The 16,563-nt window shown below is 60.6% G+C and carries 12 protein-coding genes and 2 tRNA genes; 10 read left to right on the plus strand and 4 right to left on the minus strand.

Annotated elements, in window-relative coordinates:
- Positions 1 to 29: 29 nt before the first annotated feature.
- Entirely contained in the window at positions 30 to 431 is a 402-nt protein-coding gene (rnpA, locus tag L8V00_RS08280) for a ribonuclease P protein component (RefSeq protein ID WP_070488562.1), read from the minus strand.
- Between the two features lie 84 nt (positions 432 to 515).
- On the minus strand, positions 516 to 659 hold the full coding sequence (gene rpmH / locus L8V00_RS08285; protein ID WP_005292556.1) for a 50S ribosomal protein L34: 144 nt from the start codon (positions 657 to 659) through the stop codon (positions 516 to 518).
- 706 nt (positions 660 to 1,365) lie between these two features.
- Between rpmH and dnaA the strand changes: the two genes are divergently transcribed.
- From dnaA to L8V00_RS08315, 6 genes are all read left to right on the plus strand, one after another.
- The gene (gene dnaA / locus L8V00_RS08290; protein ID WP_070488560.1) at positions 1,366 to 3,135 is read left to right on the plus strand and encodes a chromosomal replication initiator protein DnaA; all 1,770 of its coding nucleotides are present in this window, start codon (positions 1,366 to 1,368) and stop codon (positions 3,133 to 3,135) included.
- Between the two features lie 607 nt (positions 3,136 to 3,742).
- The gene (gene dnaN / locus L8V00_RS08295; protein WP_034985185.1) at positions 3,743 to 4,927 is read left to right on the plus strand and encodes a DNA polymerase III subunit beta; all 1,185 of its coding nucleotides are present in this window, start codon (positions 3,743 to 3,745) and stop codon (positions 4,925 to 4,927) included.
- Positions 4,928 to 4,987: 60 nt separating this feature from the next.
- The gene (gene recF / locus L8V00_RS08300) at positions 4,988 to 6,265 is read left to right on the plus strand and encodes a DNA replication/repair protein RecF (protein ID WP_269944733.1); all 1,278 of its coding nucleotides are present in this window, start codon (positions 4,988 to 4,990) and stop codon (positions 6,263 to 6,265) included.
- Positions 6,255 to 6,782, plus strand: coding sequence for a DciA family protein (locus tag L8V00_RS08305; protein ID WP_269944734.1), 528 nt, complete (start codon positions 6,255 to 6,257; stop codon positions 6,780 to 6,782). Before recF ends, L8V00_RS08305 begins: the two co-directional genes overlap by 11 nt.
- 110 nt (positions 6,783 to 6,892) lie before the next feature.
- On the plus strand, positions 6,893 to 8,917 hold the full coding sequence (gene gyrB, locus L8V00_RS08310; RefSeq protein WP_035003291.1) for a DNA topoisomerase (ATP-hydrolyzing) subunit B: 2,025 nt from the start codon (positions 6,893 to 6,895) through the stop codon (positions 8,915 to 8,917).
- Positions 8,918 to 8,926: 9 nt separating this feature from the next.
- Complete coding sequence (locus L8V00_RS08315) at positions 8,927 to 9,928, plus strand: alpha/beta fold hydrolase (protein WP_269944735.1); 1,002 nt, start codon at positions 8,927 to 8,929, stop codon at positions 9,926 to 9,928.
- A 163-nt stretch (positions 9,929 to 10,091) separates the two neighbouring features.
- Here the strand turns inward: L8V00_RS08315 and L8V00_RS08320 are convergent, their stop codons facing one another.
- Entirely contained in the window at positions 10,092 to 10,751 is a 660-nt protein-coding gene (locus L8V00_RS08320; RefSeq protein ID WP_269944736.1) for a cell surface protein, read from the minus strand.
- A 413-nt stretch (positions 10,752 to 11,164) separates the two neighbouring features.
- On the opposite strand from L8V00_RS08320, the gene gyrA reads away from it, so the two are divergent.
- From gyrA to L8V00_RS08340, 4 genes are all read left to right on the plus strand, one after another.
- On the plus strand, positions 11,165 to 13,678 hold the full coding sequence (gene gyrA / locus L8V00_RS08325) for a DNA gyrase subunit A (RefSeq protein WP_239200942.1): 2,514 nt from the start codon (positions 11,165 to 11,167) through the stop codon (positions 13,676 to 13,678).
- Between the two features lie 156 nt (positions 13,679 to 13,834).
- Positions 13,835 to 14,521, plus strand: coding sequence for a DUF3566 domain-containing protein (locus L8V00_RS08330; RefSeq protein WP_269944737.1), 687 nt, complete (start codon positions 13,835 to 13,837; stop codon positions 14,519 to 14,521).
- A gap of 104 nt (positions 14,522 to 14,625) precedes the next feature.
- Positions 14,626 to 14,702, plus strand: a tRNA-Ile gene (locus L8V00_RS08335).
- Positions 14,703 to 14,767: 65 nt separating this feature from the next.
- Positions 14,768 to 14,840: transfer RNA gene (locus L8V00_RS08340), tRNA-Ala, on the plus strand.
- A gap of 478 nt (positions 14,841 to 15,318) precedes the next feature.
- On the opposite strand, the gene L8V00_RS08345 is transcribed toward L8V00_RS08340, so the two are convergent.
- Positions 15,319 to 16,553 (minus strand): IS3 family transposase gene (locus L8V00_RS08345; protein ID WP_192816336.1). Its coding sequence is split into 2 segments (ribosomal slippage): positions 15,319 to 16,265 and positions 16,265 to 16,553, totalling 1,236 coding nucleotides; the frame shifts between segments, so codons are not numbered across the junction.
- Between the last annotated feature and the right edge of the window lie 10 nt (positions 16,554 to 16,563).

A 16,563-nucleotide genomic window follows, 5' to 3' on the forward strand; every position in this document is an offset into this window, starting at 1 on the left:
GCGAGGGCTCGGACGTGGGAGAGTGGCCACTAGCGGGCGAGGGCTCGCCGGATGCAGCTGCGCACATCGCCGACCAACTCCTCAAAGCTCGCAGTGGCGCTCTTAGGCAACGCACGGATCACTACCGTGGTGCCGACGGGGAACTCCAGGCTGCCTTCCTGCAGCCCTTCGTCCAACACAGCACGGAAGGCATGACGAAGCTTCCGCGAGGTATTATGCCTGGTCACGGCGTTGCCGACCGCCTTCGAAACCACTAGCCCCATGCGTGGCCCGGCAGTCGCCCCCTCTTGCAACGGCAGCGGAAGCTCTTCGGCCCCGCCGCCACCCGCTAAAACGTGAACCACCACAGTGCGGCTACCCTTCTTCCGACCCTTCCGTATCGTCTGCCCAAACAAGGCAGTCGACCGAAGCCGGTGCTGGGGAGCTAGCACTGTGGTGGCTCTTTCTTACTTATTGACGCCCCTACGACAATCCACCCCAAGAGTATTGGGGTGGAGCGAACGTCTGTGCCTAATTTAGGCAGTCAGGGACTTGCGGCCCTTGTTGCGGCGTGCGGAAACGATGGCACGGCCGGCGCGGGTACGCATACGGGTACGGAAACCGTGCACACGTGCACGACGACGGTTGTTGGGCTGGAAAGTACGCTTGCCCTTGGCCACGGTACTTCACTCCTTAACTTTCGCTATCAGCGGACGAGCCACGTGCAGCCACAACAGACACCCAGCCCCTTCATGAGCTGGGATCAACGCTTAAGCCAGCGGCGCGCCCACAAATTTAAGTGGACAATTGCACCGGCAAAGTCCCGGAGGACCTAAGAGCCGGTACCGGAGGCACCCGATAGACAGCGTGGTGACCTGCTGTCGTACGTGGGTTGCCATAGACGAGTCAAGGATACGTGCTGTGACGGAAGTTATCCAAATTTTAGAAAGTCACTACGGTAACTAGCGCGAGAAGTGCCACCTCAATGGGCATAAAACCGCACCGCAATCACCCATTTCTGCCGCCGAAGTCTGGGTGTGAACAAAAACCCTTAAGGACGGAAACGGACTTCGTCAAATATCGATTGGCCTTGTGGAAAACTCCTCCACCCCCAAACATTAAACCTTTACTTTACACCTTATACATGCAGGTCACGGGCATTTTCACACTTTAATTAGAGTTATCCACAAGAGCGCTGTACCTTGGGGATAACATGTGCAGAGAAGTTATCCACAGGTGTGTATAACTGTGTGGAAACGCAGGACAATCGGTGTTTCGCACTGTGCACTGGGCCGTGAACAACTACAGAACAGCCCGACTAGCTAAACCACCCGTGGTTTAACCCCCGTTAACCTTTCGGCCACCCCCGACCAACCCTGGAGCCCCATGAGCCACTCGAATTTCTCCATCGAGGAACACTTCCCAGACATGTGGGATGCCATCATGCACGATTGGCTTGCCGATAGCTCGTCGGCTAATCCCGATCCGGACCTGCCGGCGATCTCCCCCAAGCAGCGCTCCCTGCTGCGCAAGGTCAGGCCGGTGGGGCTCATGGGCCGCATTGTGGTGCTGGAGACCCCGAACAAGTGGACCAAGGAATCGATCGAGAAAGACCTGATCGATCCCATCAAGCACGTCCTCAAGACGCGGCTGGATCTCTCCGTTAGCCTCGCCATCACCAGCACTAACGGGGAAACCGAGGATCGCGCCGAGGCAGCCAACGACAGCCACACCGATGCTGATGCTGCCGGCGATGCCCACGAAGGGGCGTCACAAAAAGGGTCGGTGGCAACCGCAGACGACCTTTCGATGTCGCAGGTAGAGGAGCTGGTCAACAAGGCCGAGCAGAGGGACGGCGCGGCGCAGGCTGGGGATAGCGCCGCGGCCGAAACTGCTGAGGAAGCGGCGCGGCGTCGGGAGCATGACGCCGACGAACTCGCCGGGCAATACGCTGCGTCGGAGAACCATATCGACCCGAACCCGTCTCCGACGCCTACGCGCTGGACGAACAAGGAGACCGCGCACCGTCCAGCCCCGCGGCATACTCCTTCCTCGCACACCTCTTCGCCCCATACCTCTTCGCCGCAGCCGTCCTCGAGTTTCAACGACGGGCTCGACGGCGAATCGCTGCTGAACAAGAACTACACGTTCGAAAACTTCGTGGTCGGCTCCTCGAATAACTTCGCCGCCGCGGCTTGCCGCGCCGTGGCCGAGGCACCGGCCAAGGCTTATAACCCCCTGTTTATCTGGGGCGAATCGGGCCTGGGCAAAACACACCTGCTGCACGCCATCGGGCACTACGCCAAAGAACTGCAGCCGAATATGCGGGTGAAGTATGTGAGCTCGGAGGAGCTGACGAACGACTTCATTAACTCGATTGCTAACGACACCCGTGAGTCCTTCAAGCGGCGCTACCGCAACCTGGACATGCTGATCGTGGATGATATTCAGTTCCTGCAGAACAAAGAGTCCACGCAGGAGGAGTTCTTCCACACGTTCAACGCACTGCACCAGGCGAATAAGCAGATCGTCTTGAGCTCCGACCGACCTCCCCGGCAGCTGACCACCCTGGAGGATCGCCTGCGGACGCGCTTCGAAGGCGGCCTGATTACGGACGTGCAGACTCCGGATCTGGAGACGCGCATTGCGATTCTGACGAAGAAGGCCGAATCCGACAACGTGCAGTTGCCGGAGGACGTGAAGGTGCTGATCGCCAGCCGCTACGAAAAGTCCATCCGCGAGCTCGACGGTGCTTTGATCCGCGTGACGGCCTACTGCGCGCTGAGCCACGAACCTTTGACGGTGGAGACCGCCGAGATTGCGCTGCGCGATATTTCGCCGGCGGATCAAGACGTGGAAATCGTACCGCAGCACGTCATCGAGGTAGTGGCGAACTACTTCAACCTGACCACGGACGAGCTGGTGGGGAAGGGTAGGGCCAAGAAGTTTGTGCAGGCCCGGCAGATCGCCATGTATCTGTGCCGCGAGCTGACGGATCTATCCCTGCCGAAGCTGGGAAGCGCATTTGGCGGCCGCGACCACACCACGGTGATGTACGCGGAGCGGCGCGTGCGGGAATCCCTGTCGGAGAACAAGAAGGTCTTCGATCAGGTGCAGGAACTAACACAAAAGATCAAGTCCCATGCCCGGGATTAGCTTCGTCGCCCGGTAGCAGCACCCCCGGCGGCAGAGCAGGGCGCGAGTTTCCCACAGTTTTCCCCAGATTCACCGAGTTATCCACAGCGAGCCTGGGGATAACTCACGAGGCTCTGACCTTTACTAGACCAGGATTCAACTGAGTTATCCACAATTCCACAGGGTTTTCCACAGATGTAATTTCAAAGTTGTAATTCAAGGGGTAGCGGTTTCGGCGGGCTCCGGGTGCGCCGCAGAGGATGAAAAGTTAGCTGCGTCACAAAACAGCGCCCCGCCCCCTGGGGAAAACTGCGCCTAAACTGGGTAAACAGCAGTGGAGAAGATGTGTACAACTCGCGACCCGCCGAAGTTATCCACAGTCGAGATCTGTTATTCACAGCTTGTCCACCGGATCATCAACACCCGAACCTGCGGTGCGACATGCATCGATTAGGGTTTGTGCACAGGATCCACAACACCTACTACGACTGCTATCTCTCTAAATAAAAGGGAATAAACAGAAATAGAGCTTGTGGGTTAATCTTGATCAGACGAACCTCGAGGCCCGCTAGACCCCGAGAACCTCGAAAACCACGAGAGCGACGAGAGCACGGAAGTTAGATTGAGCATGGATAGCCAAACAGTGAGTTTCATTGTTCCCAAGGATGACTTCGCATCCGCCCTCGGTTGGGTAGCCCGCTCCCTGCCTAGCAAGCCGACCCAGCCCATCCTGCGCGGCGTGATGATTGTCGCCGACGACGAAGGGTTGGAGCTTTCCGGATTCGACCGCGAGGTTTCCACTCGCGTGCGCATCAATGCCGAGGTCAACGAGCCCGGCAAGATTCTCGTAGCCGGCAAGCTGGCCTCCGACATCGTTGGCTCTTTGCCGAATAAGCCGATCAACATCGAGTTCGACGGCACTACCGTGACTCTCAAGACTGGCAAGTCCAAGTTCGAACTGCCCGCAATGACCATCGAGGATTACCCGGTTCTGCCGGAGCTGCCCGAGGTCACCGGCACTATCGACCCGAATCTCTTTGCGGAATCTATCTCGCAGGTCGCTGTGGCGGCCGGCCGCGACGACACCCTGCCGATGCTCACCGGCGTACACGTGGAAATCGACGGCGAGAATGTCATTATGGTCGCCACTGACCGCTTCCGCCTGGCCGTCCGCAGCTTCCAGTGGAATCCGGCGCAGGCCGACGCGCAGGCGAAGCTGCTGATCCCGGCTCGCACTCTGGCAGACACTGCGCGCTCCATGGATCCGAACAACACCGATCCCATCGAGATCGCAGTGGGTAGTGGCGAGGACATCGGCGCCGATGGCCTGCTGGGTATTTCCACCGAGTCGCGACACACCACCACGCGCCTGCTCGACGCAGAATTCCCGAAGTTCCGCCCGCTGCTGCCGAAGACGCACACCGCACTCGCAAGCGTGGAGATTGCCCCGCTGCAGGAGGCCATCAAGCGCGTCTCCATCGTCGCCGAGCGGAACTCCCAGATCCGGATGGACTTCAAGGACAACACCGTCACCCTTTCCGCAGGTGGCAGCGATGTCGGTTCCGCTACGGAAACCCTGGACTGCGCTTTCGCCGGCGAGCCGCTGGTCATCGCGTTTAACCCCAGTTACCTGAAGGAAGGCCTGGCCGCCATCCACACCCCGCGCGTGGTCTTCGGCTTCACCATGGCCTCCCGTCCCGCGATCCTGCTGCCGGATCCGGGCGAGCTGCCCGAGGCAGACGCAGAGGGTAACTTCGCAACCCCGGAGACGGACTTCACCTACTTGCTGATGCCGGTACGCCTGCCGGGTTAAGCCAGGCTAGGCCGAGGTTGATTCTCGAGGTTGTTTTTCTAGGTTGATTTCTGGCTAACCGTGTACGTCTCCAATCTTCGTCTGAGTAATTACAGGTCGTGGGAGGAACTCGACCTGCAACTCAGCCCTGGCATCACGATCTTTTCTGGCCCTAATGGCCACGGGAAAACCAATATCGTCGAGGCACTCGGTTACCTGGCCCACCTAAGCTCGCACCGCGTCAACACCGACGCCGCCCTGGTGCGGCGTGGGGAAGACATCGCCAACATCTCCGCTACCGCCGTGAACAATGGCCGCGAGCTCACCGCTCACCTGGCCATCCGCGCCCGCGGCTCGAATCGCGCGCACATAAACCGCGCTGCCATGAATTCCCAGCGGGATCTGCTGGGGGTTGTGCGAACCACGCTGTTTTCCCCGGAGGATCTGGCGCTGATCCGCGGCGAACCCGAGCAGCGGCGTCATTTCCTAGACACAATCATGATTTCCAGATACCCGCGCCTAGCTGCCGTGAAGGCGGACTACGACAAGGCCCTGCGCCAGCGGAACGCGCTGCTGCGGCAGTCGGCCTTCGCTCTGCGGCTTGTCGTCGGCGCCCCGAAGGGGGCCAGCCACAACCTCTCGGAGGACATCAAGGCCGATGCGGAATCCGCCCTGGCCACTCTCGATGTTTGGGATAGCCAGTTGGCCGCGCTGGGTGGGCAGATCATGTCGGCGCGGGTGCAGATCGTCTACGACCTCGCCCCGCACCTGCAGCAGACCTACCAATCATTGGCTCCACAATCGCGCCCCGCGCACATGTCTTACACGTCCACCATCGATGCGGAGCTCGCTGACCTGGGCATTCGCCTGGGCGTCAGCGAGCCAGACCAGCCCACGGCACTTCTCAGCCCCGAGATCGCCGAGGCCACCCTGCTGCAAGCCTTCGCCACCAAGCGCCCCCAGGAGGTCGAGCGCGGCACCACGCTGCTTGGTCCCCACCGCGACGACGTGAACTTGATCCTCGGCCACCAGCCAGCCAAGGGTTACGCCTCGCACGGCGAATCTTGGTCATTTGCCCTCTCGCTGCGGCTCGCCGCGTTTTTTATGCAGCGCGGGGACGGGGTTGAGCCCGTCGTGATCCTCGACGATGTTTTTGCGGAGCTCGATTCTTCTCGACGCCACCACCTCGTCGACCTCATTTCCAGCGCAGAGCAGGTCCTCATCACGGCCGCGGTGGATGAGGACATTCCAGAAGCCCTGCGGGATGTAGCAAAGATCTACACTATTGATGAACTCAAGAATTCCGCGTTAAGCACGGCGGAACGCATTGTGAAGGATGGCGAGGCCAATGGCGACTGACCCAGTAGCCCAAGCCCTCGCCGCCATGAAGAAGGCCGGTGGTTCCCCACAGGCCGAGTTGCCGCTGGTGGCGTCACCAAAAAAGAACAAGAAGACAACGTTCCGCAAGGCGACCAGGTACAAGACCCGCATGGATGGGCGGCTCGATCGTAGTTACCGCGACCCGAAGCGTTTCGGTGCGCTCATTGGGCGCGAGATCAAGCGGCAGGGCTGGCAGCAGCGGGTGAGCGTTGCGCGGATCATGAACGCCTGGCCGGAGCTGGTGGGCGACAAGATCGCCGAACACACCCGCCCGGTGCGCTACGAGGAGGAAACGCAGATCCTGGTGGTCGAATGCGATTCCACCCCGTGGACGACTCAGCTGCGCTACATGCAGACCGTGATCCTGCAGGCCATCGCCAAGCGAGCGGGCGAGGACGTGGTGGCACAGCTGCGGATCGAAGGGCCCAACATCCGCCGGCCGAAATACGGCAAGCTGCGCGTGCAAGGGCGCGGGCCGCGAGACGACTTCGGATGATCTAAACACAGCTCAAATAGCTCAAACGGCCTGTCCAATGGCACCTTTAGGCCCGCGACGCGCTAGAATGGGGTGGTTATTTACGCGCGAGAAAAGGAGTTTGACCCACCGTGGCTGAACCACAGAAGCAGAGCGACTACGGCGCGAGTTCAATTACGATCCTCGAGGGCTTGGAGGCCGTTCGCAAGCGCCCCGGTATGTACATCGGTTCCACCGGCGAGCGCGGCCTGCACCACCTGGTGTGGGAGGTTGTGGACAACTCGGTTGACGAGGCCATGGCGGGTTACGCCAAGGAAGTCAGCGTAACGCTGCTGGCCGACGGTGGCGTGGAGGTCATCGACGACGGCCGTGGTATCCCGGTGGAGGATCACCCGACCGGCCCGCCGACCGTGCAGGTTGTTATGACGCAGCTGCACGCGGGCGGCAAGTTCGACTCGGACTCCTATGCCGTATCCGGTGGTCTGCACGGTGTGGGTATCTCGGTGGTCAACGCCCTGTCTACCCGCATGGAGACTGAGATTAAGCGCGATGGGTACCTGTGGCGTCAGAACTTCAACGAGGCTGTGCCCGAGGAGCTGCAGCAGGTGAAGAAGGCCCGCGGTAGCGGAACGAAGCAGCGCTTCTGGCCGGACCCGGAGATCTTCGAGACCGTCGAGTTCAACTTCGATACTGTGGCGAAGCGCCTGCAGGAGATGGCCTTCCTGAACAAGGGCCTGACCATCAAGCTCGTCGACGAGCGCGAGAACCTCGAGGACGACGAAGAGCTGGAGACCGCAGCCGAGGATGCGGCGGCACCGAAGTCCGCCGAGGAAAAGGCGGCAGAGGCAGAGAAGAAAAAGGGTCCGCGCACCCGCGTCTTCCACTACCCGGAGGGCCTGAAGGACTACGTCGCCTACATCAACCGCAAGCGCACCGCGATCCACCCGACCATCATCTCCTTCGACGTGGCCGAGGAGGACCACGAGGTAGAGGTTGCGCTGCAGTGGAACAGCGGCTTTAGCCAGTCCGTTCACACCTTCGCCAACACCATCAACACCTTCGAGGGTGGTACGCACGAGGAAGGCTTCCGCGCCGCGCTGACCTCCCTGATGAACCGCTATGCCCGCGAGCACAAGCTGCTGAAGGCCAAGGATCCGAAGCTTAGCGGTGACGATGTGCGCGAAGGCCTCGCGGCGGTTATCTCCGTGCGCGTCGGCGACCCGCAGTTCGAGGGTCAGACTAAGACCAAGCTCGGCAACACCGAGATCAAGGGCTTCGTGCAAAGGGCCGTAAACGAGCACCTGGCGGATTGGCTGGATGCCAACCCGGCGGAGGCGAAGGCCATCGTGGACAAGGCGGTGGCCTCCGCCCACGCTCGCGATGCCGCCCGCAAAGCCCGCGACATGGTGCGCCGCAAGTCCGCCTCCGACATCGGCGGCCTGCCGGGCAAGCTGGCCGATTGCCGTTCCCGCGATCCGAAGCTCAGCGAGCTGTACATCGTGGAGGGCGATTCCGCAGGTGGTTCCGCGAAGTCCGGCCGCGATTCCATGTACCAGGCCATCCTGCCGCTGCGCGGCAAGATCCTGAACGTGGAGAAGGCCCGGATGGATAAGGTGCTGAAGAACAACGAGGTCCAGGCCATTATTACGGCCCTGGGCACCGGCATCCACGACGAGTTCGACATCAAGAAGCTGCGCTACCACAAGATCGTGCTGATGGCCGACGCTGACGTGGATGGCCAGCACATCGCCACGCTGTTGCTCACCCTGCTGTTCCGCTTCATGCGTCCGCTGGTGGAGGAGGGCTACGTGTACCTGGCACAGCCGCCGCTGTACAAGCTGAAGTGGGCCAAGGGCGAGCCGGGCTTTGCCTTCAGCGACCGCGAGCGCGACGAGCAGCTCGAGGAGGGCCTGGCTCAAGGCCGGAAGATCAACAAGGACGACGGCATCCAGCGCTACAAGGGTCTGGGTGAGATGAACGCCAAGGAGCTGTGGGAAACCACCATGGACCCGACGGTGCGCACCCTGCGCCGCGTGGACCTGGAGGATGCCGCGGCCGCCGACGAGATCTTCAGCGTGCTGATGGGCGACGATGTTGTGGCTCGCCGCAGCTTCATTACCAAGAACGCGCGCGACGTGCGCTTCCTTGATGTTTAATCGAGTGTTGTGAGCGATTCGAAACACCAAGGGAAAACCACTCGTACGCAGCCGCGCCGCGAGCCGACCCTGCTGCCGGTTGAGATGGCCGACGGCACCACGTCGCAGGTTCGCCTGTTCCTGCCCGGCACGGCGAAGGTGGGGGAGGAAGGTACGGACGCCACCGCCTCCAGCAGCGCTGCGAACTCAGCGAACAGCCCAGCGGATGCCGCGTGGGATCGTGCCCGCCCGCTGATCGTGGTCTGGCCGGGCTTTGGAATGGGTGCCCGCTATTACGACCCAATCGCCTGGGAGTTGGCGGACCGGGGATACCCGGTGGTTACCGGCGAGCTGCGCGGCCAGGGTAGCTCCACGGCCGTAGCTACCCGCAAGCACCAGTGGGGTTACCACCACCTGGCCTCTCAGGATTATCCGCGAACGATCCGGGCTGCGAAGGAGGCGTTGGGCGTCAATAAAGATCACCCCACATTAATGCTTTGCCATTCGATGGGCGGACAGATCGGTGCGCTCTTCCTTGCGCGGCCCGAGGCTGCAGAGCTGGGCATTCGCGGGATGATGGGCGTGGGTTCCGGCACTCCGTATTACAAGGGGTTTGAGGGTAAGCAGCGTACGCGCCTGCGCTTCGGTACCTACCAGATCATGCTGAATATCCTGCTGTTTGGGTACCAGCCGACGGGCGTGCTGGATTTGGCGGGCTATGGGCGCCAATCGGGTACCCAACTGCGCGAGTGGTTCCGTTATGGACAAACGAACCGCCTGCACAAGCTGGCGGACCAGGACATGGACTACGAGGAAGCGAAGAAGTCCGTGCGCACCCCGGTGCTGCTGACGCGCTGCGCGAACGACGAGGACTGCCCGATGGCTTCCGCGGAGAACTTGGGGTCGGAGTTGCCTGCCGATGTGGTGCAGGTCGAAGAGCTCGATTCGCAGCTGGGGCATAACCGCTGGGCGCGGGAGCCGGAGCTGGTTTCCGATCGGCTGGAGGAGTTCTGGAGGGGGATGGCCGACTAGCGGTGCGCCCGGAGCGTGCTCAGAGTGCGCCCGGAGCGTGCCTAAAGCATTCGAACGCATGGGAAAACCCGCGGTCCCTTCCAGAGTGAGAAGGAGCCGCGGGTTCGTGGGTTCAGCGGAAGCTTTGTTCCGCCTTTCCGTGATTACGCTGTGGAAGCGTGAGTTATGCCTGGCGGCGAGCGAACATCATCCAAGCGCCTGCGACCATGGAGATCAGAGCCAGGCCAGCCAGGATGGAGATCTCCGGCTTAACGCCGGTGTTAGCCAGCTGAACGTTGCGCTCTGCCGGTGCCTCAGCGTCTGCAGCCGGAGCCTCTGCAACCGGTGCCTCAGCCTCGCCCTCGGCCGGAGCCTCAGCTGCCGGAGCCTCGATGTCCTCCTTGGCCGGAGCCTCTTCAGCCGGTGCCTCGGGCTTGCCCTCGCCCTCAGCCGGAGCTTCTTCCTTCTCGCCGTCCTTCGGAGCCTCAGCCTCGTCGTCGGCCTTGTCCTCGCCCTTGTCGCCGGCGTTGCCCAGGACTGCACCCAGAACGCCCAGGCCAACGATGGTGCCGCCGATGCCGGCAGCGATCTTGTCTTCCTTGCTCATGTTGGAGGAGCCGGCCGGGTTCTCGTCCTCGTTGTCGGTCTCGCCGCCGGTCTGGTCGTCCTCAGCGCCGGTCTCGCCTTCGCCAGCGCCGTTGTCCTCCGGCTGGGTGTTCTCGTTCTCTGCAGCCGGAGCGTTGCCAGCGCTTCCTTCCTGGGCGTTAGCAACCGGGGTCAGCAGGGCTGCGGAAGCCAGAGCGGTAGCAGCGGCGGTAGCGGTGATCTTCTTGGACAGCTTCATGTCTTTCTCCTGTGTTTTCGTGTGCAGCCAAACCGTTTGGCTTCTGGGTGAAACGTCGGACATTTTTAAATTAACCCTCGCCCTCGGATTTCTCAGTGCTAGGAATTACAAAAACTCCTGCTCAGGCGGTTTCTCGAAGCGCTTTCTTTAACGAGACTGGTCAGCGCGATTTTGCACATATGCGCAACTTCTTACACCAGTCACTTTAATTTACCCAACTATGGGGGTAACAGGCGTACTAACAATTCATTTATAAGTTCCACACCAGTTCAAGCAATAGACACGTTCTTGTTTTGAAATCACTCAACGCGGCGGGAAAGGTGGCGTCACAAAGCCTCCAAAGCACAGGAAACCCACAACAAGGGGGTAGAATAGATAGGTCTGAAGGCTAAACAGAAAGGCTTCTCAAAACAGTGAGCGACGACAACAACGGTAGCGACAACCTCTTTGATCGAATCACACCGATCGATCTGCAGGAGGAAATGAAGTCCAGCTACATCGATTACGCCATGAGCGTGATCGTCGGACGCGCCCTGCCCGAAGTCCGTGACGGTCTGAAGCCCGTGCACCGACGCATCCTCTACGCGATGTTCGACAACGGCTACCGCCCCGAGCGCAGCTATGTGAAGTCCGCAAAGCCTGTCGCCGACACGATGGGTAACTACCACCCGCACGGCGACAGCGCGATCTACGACACCCTCGTACGTCTGGCTCAGCCGTGGTCCATGCGTTACCCGCTGGTCGACGGCCAGGGCAACTTCGGTTCCCGCGGTAACGACGGCGCGGCTGCCATGCGTTACACCGAGTGCCGCATGACGCCCCTGGCGATGGAGATGGTGCGCGACATCCGCGAAAACACTGTCGAGTTCCAGCCCAACTACGACGGCAAGACCACCGAGCCGACAGTGCTGCCGTCCCGCGTGCCGAACCTGCTGATGAACGGCTCCGGCGGCATCGCCGTGGGTATGGCTACCAACATTCCGCCGCACAACCTGAACGAGCTGGCGGAGGCCATCTACTGGCTGCTCGACAACCCGGAGGCTGAGGAAGCCGACGCGCTGGAAGCCTGCATGGAGCGGGTGAAGGGACCGGACTTTCCGACCGCCGGCCTGATCGTCGGCGACAAGGGCATCCAGGACACCTACCGCACCGGCCGTGGCTCCATCCGCATGCGTGGCGTGACCAGCATTGAGGAAGAGGGCAACCGCCAGGTCATCATCATCACCGAGCTGCCCTACCAGGTGAACCCGGACAACCTGGTGGCTTCTATTGCGGAGCAGATCCGCGACGGCAAGATCGCCGGCATCTCCAAGATCGACGATGAGTCCTCCGACCGCGTGGGCATGCGCATCGTTATCACCCTGAAGCGCGACGCTGTGCCGCGCGTGGTGCTGAACAACCTGTACAAGCACTCCCAGCTGCAAACCAGCTTCGGATCCAACATGCTGTCCATCGTCGACGGCGTGCCGCGCACCCTGCGCCTGGACCAGATGCTGCGCCACTACGTGGACCACCAGATCGACGTGATTGTGCGCCGCACCCAGTTCCGCCTGGACGAGGCTGAGAAGCGCGCCCACATCCTGCGCGGCCTGGTGAAGGCCCTGGACATGCTGGACGAGGTCATCGCCCTTATCCGTCGCTCCCCGACGGTGGACGAGGCCCGCACGGGCCTGATCGACCTGCTGGATGTCGACGAGGTGCAGGCCGACCACATCCTGGCTATGCAGCTGCGCCGCCTGGCCGCGATGGAGCGCCAGAAGATCATCGACGAATTGGCGGAGCTGGAGGAGACCATCGCCGACCTGAAGGCGATCCTGGAATCTCCGCAGCGCCAGCGCGACATCGTCCGCACCGAGCTGGCTGAGATCGTGGATAAGTACGGCGATGAGCGCCGCACGCAGATCATCGCCGCTTCCGGTGACGTGTCCGAGGAAGACCTAATTGCCCGCGAGAACGTGGTTGTGACCATCACCTCCACCGGCTATGCGAAGCGCACGAAGGTGGATAGCTACCGCAGCCAGCGCCGCGGCGGCAAGGGCGTGCGTGGCGCCGAGTTGAAGCAGGATGACGTGGTACGCCACTTCTTTGTCTGCTCGACGCACGACACGATTCTGTTCTTCACCAACTTCGGCCGCGTGTACCGCTTGCGCGCCTTCGAGCTGCCGGAGGCCACCCGCACGGCCCGTGGCCAGCACGTGGCTAACCTGCTGGAGTTCCAGCCGGGCGAACAGATCGCCCAGGTTATCCAGATCCAGTCCTACGAGGATGCCCCGTACCTGGTGCTGGCTACCGCTCACGGCCGGGTGAAGAAGTCCCGTCTGACGGATTACGACACGGCCCGTTCCGGTGGCCTGATCGCCATCAACCTGAACGAGGGCGATCGCCTGGTCGGTGCGCAGCTGTGCACCGCCGAGGACGACCTGCTGCTGGTCTCCGAAGAGGGCCAGGCTATGCGCTTCACCGCCGACGATGAGACGCTGCGCCCGATGGGTCGCGCTACCGCCGGTGTGAAGGGCATGCGCTTCCGCGAGGAGGACCAGCTGCTGGCGCTGACGGTCGTGGCAGAGGATTCTTCCCTGTTCGTGGCTACCTCCGGTGGTTACGGCAAGCGCACTCCGATGGAGGAGTACCCGACGAAGGGCCGTGGCGGCCTGGGCGTGGTTGCGTTTAAGTACGACAAGAAGCGCGGCAAGCTGATCGGCGCGCTGACGGTCAACGACGACGACGAGATCCTGGCCATGACCTCCAACGGCGGCGTGATCCGCACCGAGGTCAGCCAGATCCGCCACAGCGGCCGCGCGACGATGGGCGTGCGCCTGGTGGACCTGGCCAAGGGCAACGAGCTGGTTGCCGTGGACCGCAACGTGGAGGAAGAGGCAGAGGAGTCTGCCGAGGCCACCGCGAAGGCGGAAACGGAATCCGAGTAGGCCGAGTACCCCGGGCAGTCCGGGTAGGCCTGCAGGGTAAGCATTGAACCGAAGTAGCCTGGCGGTCGATACCGCTAGGCTACTGTCGTAAAGGCATAAAAGAGCACAACCGAGCACGAACGAGTACTGAAGAGTACGAACAAGTACGGAGATGCGATGACGCACAAAACGCCCCCGCCGAACGCGAAGAATGCCAAGAACGCGCAGGCCAAGAGCGCCAAGAACGCAGCGAACGCGCAGAATGCGAAGGCAAAGAACGCAAAGAACGCGAAGGCAACGGCGGATAAGGCTAAAAACGCTCCGGCGGAGAAGGCCAAGGCGCCGGTGCAGGATCAGGCTGCGGTGAAGAACCAGGCCACCTCGAAGGCTGGTGACAAGGCCGCCGCGGAGACCGGGCAGAAGGCTACCGCGAATGCCGACCAGAAAGGCCCGGAGACCAACGCGGCTACCCAGCCCGCTCAGCCCGACAATAAGCCCAGCAAGCCCAACAAACCCGGCAACCCGGCCAAGCGGGGCGTGCAGCGCACAATCACGTACATCGAGCCGATCAGTGCCCTGAAGATGGCCCTTATTTTCAACTTGGCGCTGTTTGCGGTGTGGTTTGTGGCTATGGCGCTGATCTACATCGTTCTTGGCGCTGCGGGCACGTGGGACCGTCTGGATTCGCTGATCGGTGACCTGACGGATTCCTCTGGCATGTCCGCCGGAATGTACTTCGGTGGTGTTGTGGCCATTGGTCTTTTCGAGGTCGTGCTCTTCACCCTCCTGGCGCCCGTTGCCGCGCTGATCTACAACGCCTCGTCGAGCATTCTGGGCGGTCTGCGCATCCAGCTGGATCGCTAACTCTTTTGTTCTTTTTGACGCCCACTTTCCAGCCATAAAAACCGCTACTGAACAGGCGATTTGGTGATTGGCCGGGTTGGTGGGTAATGTTTCTACTCGTTCGAGGGCCTATAGCTCAGGCGGTTAGAGCGCTTCGCTGATAACGAAGAGGTCGGAGGTTCAAGTCCTCCTAGGCCCACCATCGAACACTCTTCGCTAGAGATAAAAGCGTCTGATATAGTTTCGGAAGCTTGGTTCGATAGTCAAGGGGCATTAGCTCAATTGGTAGAGCATCTGCTTTGCAAGCAGAAGGTCAGGAGTTCGATTCTCCTATGCTCCACAACTAAAAACGCAGGTCAGGGCTTTGCCGGGAACACTCCTAGCAAGGCCCTGACTGTTTTGTTTCACATTGATTTCACACGAGGATTCTTCTGCGCCGCGTTCTTGCGTATGAGGGAGTCGATTTCAGTCCCCACTCGGTCTAGATCTGAGTCAAGGAGATCCGCGTAGGTGTCCAGCGTCATCTCGGCCCATCGAATGCCCGTATAAGCCAATACTCTAATGACGGTGAGTTACCGTCGGGCATGGTACGTGGCTTGCGGGACTGGGCCAAGTGAGCATGAGGCGCTCATGGCTTTTGTCCCGCCGGTACAATACTGAACATCCGCACTCGGCGTTGGGCTATCTCAGCCCGGGCAGGTATGCGGAGAATTGGAAGAAAAAGCAGCAGGCAGTCGCTTAAACCTACTGAACCTAATTCTTAAACCACCCCAGCATGGGTACCAAACCTCGGATGTGAAGTGCCCCGGGTTTTGTTCCTAGGCGTTTGCCTTGATTTCTATTATTTCCTGTGGCGGGTTCTGCTTCCAAAATTCGGTTTCGACCTCGACCGGGGTTCGGTAGTCCAAGCTTTGGTGGAGCCTAGTCTCGTTCCACCATGACACCCACTCGAACGTCGCGATTTCTACCTCGACAACATCATCCCACCTGCGAGCATGGATCAGCTCGTTCTTGTAGGAACCATTAACATTTTCTGCCAGAGCATTGTCATAAGAATCCCCGACCGTTCCGGTGGAAGCGGCAATCCCGTGCTGGGCAAGTCGCTGGTTGTAGACAACGCTGACATACTGTGAGCCGTGATCTGAATGGTGAATGAGACCTGTTGTTTCCTCAGCACACACGATCGCCTGGTTAAGAGCTTGCAGCGGCAGTGCTTCCGTCCGCATCGAGTCTGATAACGCCCACCCAACGATCCGTCGAGAGTAAACGTCGGTGACAAACGCGGCGTACACAAAGCCTTTCTTCGTGCGCACATACGTAATGTCGGCCACCCACAGTTTATTCGGGCCCTGAGCTTTGAACTCACGCTCGACCAAGTCCGGGCGCAGATCAGGCACATTAGCCTTACGGGTTGTGAGAGGTGATCTGCCTTTGCCTTTGCCAGAAACACCGGCCAAGCGCATCAACCGAGCAGTTTGTTCACGACCGATATCAATTCCGTCACGGCGGAGAGCATGCCACATTTTCCGCACGCCGTAGACGCCGTAATTATCCCGATGAACAGCACTAATGCGGTCGACCAGCACAGCATCACGAAGGCGACGAGCACTTAACCCACGGGCCTTGGACTGGCGATACCCACGCGAGGTGATGAACCCACCAGCCCGGTTATCCTTCAACGTCTTACAGATGAACTCGACAGAGAAACGATTCCGGTATTCATCGATGAATCGGATCATTTCCGACGTTTTGGGTCGAGTTCCGACGCGAAAAAAGCTGAGGCAGCCTTCAGCAGCTCGTTAGTGTCGCGTAGCTCTTGATTTTCACGACGTAGCCTCGCGTTTTCGGCAGCCAAATCTTCAGGCACAGGTTCTGGAATGTTTCCCGCACGGCGGGCCTGCTGAGTCCATTGACGGGCCGTGTGCCATGAAACCCCCAGCTTTGGAGCTACTGCCTGGCACGCGGCTTGCATCGACATATTTTCCGCCAAGATGCGGTCTTCCACAAGACGGACCACACGGTCCTTCGCATCCTGGTCAAATTTCCTTGGCACGTTCCAAATT

Source organism: Corynebacterium evansiae (assembly GCF_027570065.1).
Classification (GTDB): Bacteria; Actinomycetota; Actinomycetes; order Mycobacteriales; family Mycobacteriaceae; genus Corynebacterium; species Corynebacterium evansiae.